Genomic DNA, 4,674 nt, shown 5'->3' on the forward strand with positions numbered 1-4,674 from the left:
TCTCGGGCCTTTGCTGTACCACTACGTCGAAAAGCCAGCTTGGGAGAGCTGGCTGAGCATGTACGGCATTGAGTTAACAGAAAGCCTGCGGTTACGAATGGCTTGGTATGTGTTATCGGAAACAATCACTTTCATTGCCTGGCACAAAGCAAAAGGCAATGATAAGGAATTTCATGATGCAATGGAAGAACTGCATATTCTCATGAAACGTATCGTTGAATAATCAGGAATACGAATCCATTTGCTCTACCCATTGAGAGAGGCTGTTCTGATGCTCTTGTATGTGTGAGTCGATGGATTTGGACGATATTCCTGATTGGCTGTAGCGGTAAACATCTTCCAGCACGTTTTTGAAGTTTGAATCAAGCTCGGTGTTTGCCATCAGCGATTTAATCACACGCTCAAGCTGCTCGTATTCTGCGACGGTTCCGCAGCAATCCAATTGATGGTCAGTCAATATATCCTTCAATAAATGAACTTGATGCTCATAATGTAAACCCATAACGGTACACATCCCTTCAGTATCATACGGGTTAAATTGTTCAAAATAGAGCGTTTTTATGCATGTGAAAGGAGTGTTCCGACAGACGGGAACCTCTTTTTTTATATCATCGGCCCTAAAAGGCACACTGGAAAAACGATCTTGCGGGTCTTTTTAATTCATGGTATGTTGTTAGTCGAAATAATAGATAGAGGTGTCAATCATATGAGAATGCGCCACAAGCCTTGGGCTGATGACTTTTTGGCTGAGAACGCAGATATTGCCATCAGCAATCCTGCTGATTATAAAGGAAAATGGAACACAGTGTTTGGCAACGACAATCCGATCCATATCGAGGTCGGTACAGGAAAAGGGCAATTCATTTCTGGAATGGCCAAACAAAACCCGGACATCAATTATATTGGTATTGAGTTATTTAAAAGCGTCATCGTGACAGCCGTCCAAAAAGTAAAAGACAGCGAGGCGCCGAATGTAAAGCTTCTGAATATAGACGCGGACACGCTGACGGATGTGTTTGAGCCTGGTGAAGTCAAACGGGTCTACTTGAACTTTTCTGATCCTTGGCCGAAGAAACGCCACGAAAAACGCCGTCTGACGTATTCCCACTTCCTCAAAAAATATGAAGAAGTAATGGGAAAAGGCGGAGCGATTCATTTTAAAACGGACAACCGCGGCTTGTTTGAATACTCTTTGAAGAGCTTCTCTGAGTACGGCCTGCTGCTGACATATGTCAGTCTCGATTTGCATAACAGCAATCTGGAAGGCAATATTATGACAGAATATGAAGAAAAATTCTCAGCGCTCGGCCAGCCGATCTATCGGGCTGAAGTTGAATGGAGAACGTAAACAGACTCTGAAGGAGTCTGTTTTTTTTATGGGCCGTTTGCTACCATGATGACAGGGGGGATGAAAATGGAAACAATGAAAATTGGAAACATGACGTTAACCTGGCTTGACGGAGGCGTGACACATATGGACGGAGGTGCCATGTTCGGCGTCGTTCCAAAGCCGCTATGGTCTAAAAAATATCCAGTCAATGAAAAAAACCAGATTGAACTAAGGACAGACCCTATCCTCATTCAAAAGGACGGGCTAAATATCATCGTCGACGCCGGAATTGGGTCCGGCAAGCTGACTGATAAACAAAAACGAAACTATGGCGTGACACAAGAATCGAATGTGAAAACATCATTAGCGGCACTCGGATTAACGGTTGCTGATATAGACGTAGTCGCTATGACACACCTTCATTTCGATCATGCATGCGGTTTAACAGAATATGAGGGAGAACAGCTCGTCTCTGTCTTTCCGAATGCAGTGATTTATGCATCAGCTGTTGAATGGAATGAAATGCGCCATCCAAATATCAGATCGAAAAATACGTATTGGAAAGAAAACTGGGAGGCTGTTGCCGGCCAAGTCAAAACCTTTGAAGACACCTTAACGATTACAGAGGGGATTACGATGCATCACACCGGAGGCCATAGCGACGGACATAGTGTACTTATATGCGAGGATGCGGGTGAAACCGCCGTACATATGGCAGATCTGATGCCGACACACGCCCACCGCAATCCGCTATGGGTGCTGGCTTACGATGATTATCCGATGACGTCTATACCGCAAAAGCAGAAATGGCAGGCATTCGCAGCCGAAAAAGACGCTTGGTTTATTTTTTATCATGACGCTGGATATCGCGCGCTTAAATGGAATGAGGATGGAAGTATCAAAGATTCAGTCAAGCGAATGAAGCGATAGCATATTTTTATGTTTACCCTGCATGTTTTCCGGCTAATAATGCAAACCTAGTACTAATTATGCTCAGAAAGGAAGAGGCAGGGTGAAACAATTCAAAGTAACAAACGAAGGAGACATTCAAACAACATTAAGAGGCCTTGAAGTACTCTCTGTTCCTTTTTTGAACAAAGGTGTTGCTTTTACTGAGGAAGAAAGAAAAGAACTTGGTTTAAAAGGCTTTCTGCCGCCAAAGGTATTAACAATTGACGATCAGGCGAAAAGAGCATACGAACAATATTCCGCACAGCCTGACGATTTGAGCAAAAATGTCTATTTGACAGCACTGCACGATCGGAATGAAACGCTGTTTTACCGCCTGTTAAATGACCATTTAGGGGAAATGCTCCCGATTGTCTATACACCGACAGTCGGAACGGCGATCCAGAGATACAGCCATGAATACAGAAAACCAAGAGGGCTCTATCTGTCAATCGATGACCCGGACGGTATGAGAGAAGCATTTAAACAGTATAAAGATCAAAGCGATACGATCGATTTAATTGTTGCAACTGATGCGGAAGGAATTTTAGGAATCGGAGATTGGGGCGTCGGCGGAATCGCGATTTCTATCGGCAAGCTAGCGGTTTATACGGCGGCTGCCGGCATTGATCCGAGCAGAGTGCTGGCTGTCGTTTTAGATGCGGGGACAAATCAGGAAAGCCTCTTAAACGACCCGCTTTATGTCGGCAACCAGCATTCCAGAGTGCGCGGGGAACGCTATGACCAATTCATTGACGATTATGTTGCGCTGGCGAGAGAAACATTCCCAAATGCATTGCTGCACTGGGAGGATTTCGGAGCGAAAAACGCGCGCAGCATTTTGAAACGCTATAAAGATAAAGTGTGTACGTTTAATGATGATATCCAAGGTACAGGCGCTGTTTCACTGGCGGCAGTCTTATCCTGTGCAAAAGCGTCTAAAGTGCCGCTGAGGGATCACAGAGTTGTCATATTCGGAGCAGGAACGGCAGGAATTGGGATTGCTGAACAGCTGCGGGAAGCGTTGGTGCGCGAAGGGCTGAGTGAGGAAGAATCATACCAGCGCTTCTGGTGCATAGACCGAAACGGGCTGTTAACAGATGATATGGATCAGCTTCTTGATTTCCAAAAGCCTTATGCCCGTTCGGCTGATGAAGTGAAGGATTATCAGCGTAACGGAGAAGGCGGGGGTATTGATCTCCTTGAAGTGGTTCGGCAGGCAAAACCGACGATCCTGATCGGGACATCTACGGTTTCCGGTGCTTTTACTGAAGAAATTGTAAAAGAAATGGCGTCACACGTAAAACGTCCGGCGATTTTGCCGATGTCGAATCCGACAACTCTTTCTGAAGCAAAACCCGAGGATTTAATCGAATGGACAGAAGGCCGTGCGCTGATCACGACAGGAAGCCCGTTCCCGCCAGTGGAATATAACGGTGTAACGTACCATATCGGACAAGCAAACAACGCGCTTGTATTCCCTGGTCTCGGGCTTGGAACGATTGTGACTAAATCAAAATTAATAACCGATGGCATGTTTGAAGCATGTGCCCGCGCGATCGCAAGTATGGTTAATGTCGGGGTGCCTGGCGCGCCGATGCTTCCGAAAGTAGAGGATTTGCGGACTGTATCGGCAACCGTCGCAGTTGAAGTCGCTAAAACTGCAATTAAGGAAGGCGTTGCGACAGAAGAGCCTGAGGACATCATACAGGCTGTGCAGGACGCGATGTGGTATCCGGTATATAAACCGATTCGCGCGATATAATAAAAAAAGAGCCGCTGCATGGGCAGCGGCTTCTATTTTACGCTTGTCCTGTGTTTGTTAAGAGGCAATTGTATCAATGACATCTACAATTATCCCCGTTTTCGCATCCACCATGACTTCATACTGCTCTAATTCTCCGAAAGCTGATCGTGTAATGCCGGTTTTGTATACCTGTACTGTTTCTCCGTTCACATTGTAAGGCTCCGGCTGGGTGTAAATCCATGATCCATCAATCGGCCCCCGCTGCTTAAAAGCGGATTTTACGATTCGAAGCGCTTTTTCTGAAGAAATATAAGGCTTCATCACATATTGTTTCACAACGACAGCCGTACAAATGCCAAGTCCTGCTCCTAAAAGAAGATGACGCAATTTCAAAATAAAGCACCTCCTGGTTGATCGTACTTTTCATTATACAGAAACCGCCAAATCCTGTTAAGCAATACGCGGCTGATCGAGCAGATTCGGTCAGGGTGCTTGGAAAACTTGATTTTTTCTAATAAAATAAAAGGACTACATAGAAATGAGGGGAAAACATGAATCAAGAAACGAAAGCGCTTTTCCAAACACTGACGCAGCTTCCCGGCGCGCCGGGCAATGAGCATCAGGTTCGTGCTTTTATGAAGCAGGAGCT

General features: G+C 45.5%; 6 protein-coding genes and 1 pseudogene. 5 read left to right on the plus strand and 2 right to left on the minus strand.

Translation table 11 applies throughout. The features are described from left to right. Positions 1-223: pseudogene (locus RAC86_RS35530) on the plus strand (phosphotransferase); the annotation flags it as partial. On the opposite strand, the gene RAC86_RS35535 reads toward RAC86_RS35530, so the two are convergent. After that, complete coding sequence (locus RAC86_RS35535; RefSeq protein WP_003237926.1) at positions 224-502, minus strand: YtzH-like family protein; 279 nt, start codon at positions 500-502, stop codon at positions 224-226. A 204-nt stretch (positions 503-706) separates the two neighbouring features. Between RAC86_RS35535 and trmB the strand changes: the two genes are divergently transcribed. The 3 genes from trmB to RAC86_RS35550 all read left to right on the plus strand — a co-directional run bounded on the left by trmB (position 707) and on the right by RAC86_RS35550 (position 4,043). Beyond that, entirely contained in the window at positions 707-1,348 is a 642-nt protein-coding gene (gene trmB, locus RAC86_RS35540; protein WP_014114808.1) for a tRNA (guanosine(46)-N7)-methyltransferase TrmB, read from the plus strand. Positions 1,349-1,414: 66 nt separating this feature from the next. After that, positions 1,415-2,260 carry a YtnP family quorum-quenching lactonase gene (locus tag RAC86_RS35545; RefSeq protein ID WP_014114807.1) on the plus strand — a complete coding sequence of 282 codons (846 nt, stop codon included), beginning with the start codon at positions 1,415-1,417 and terminating at the stop codon, positions 2,258-2,260. Positions 2,261-2,342: 82 nt separating this feature from the next. Next, the gene (locus RAC86_RS35550; protein ID WP_014114806.1) at positions 2,343-4,043 is read left to right on the plus strand and encodes an NAD-dependent malic enzyme; all 1,701 of its coding nucleotides are present in this window, start codon (positions 2,343-2,345) and stop codon (positions 4,041-4,043) included. Positions 4,044-4,100: 57 nt separating this feature from the next. Here RAC86_RS35550 and RAC86_RS35555 read toward each other — a convergent pair whose 3' ends face one another. Then, a complete protein-coding gene (locus tag RAC86_RS35555) occupies positions 4,101-4,418 on the minus strand; it encodes a PepSY domain-containing protein (protein ID WP_014114805.1) in 318 nt (105 codons plus the stop codon). 158 nt (positions 4,419-4,576) lie between these two features. Between RAC86_RS35555 and RAC86_RS35560 the strand changes: the two genes are divergently transcribed. Next, positions 4,577-4,674: hypothetical protein (locus tag RAC86_RS35560; protein WP_377886691.1), on the plus strand; the 98-nt coding region annotated here is incomplete at its 3' end.

It is taken from the genome of Bacillus sp. LR_5 (assembly GCF_042709275.1).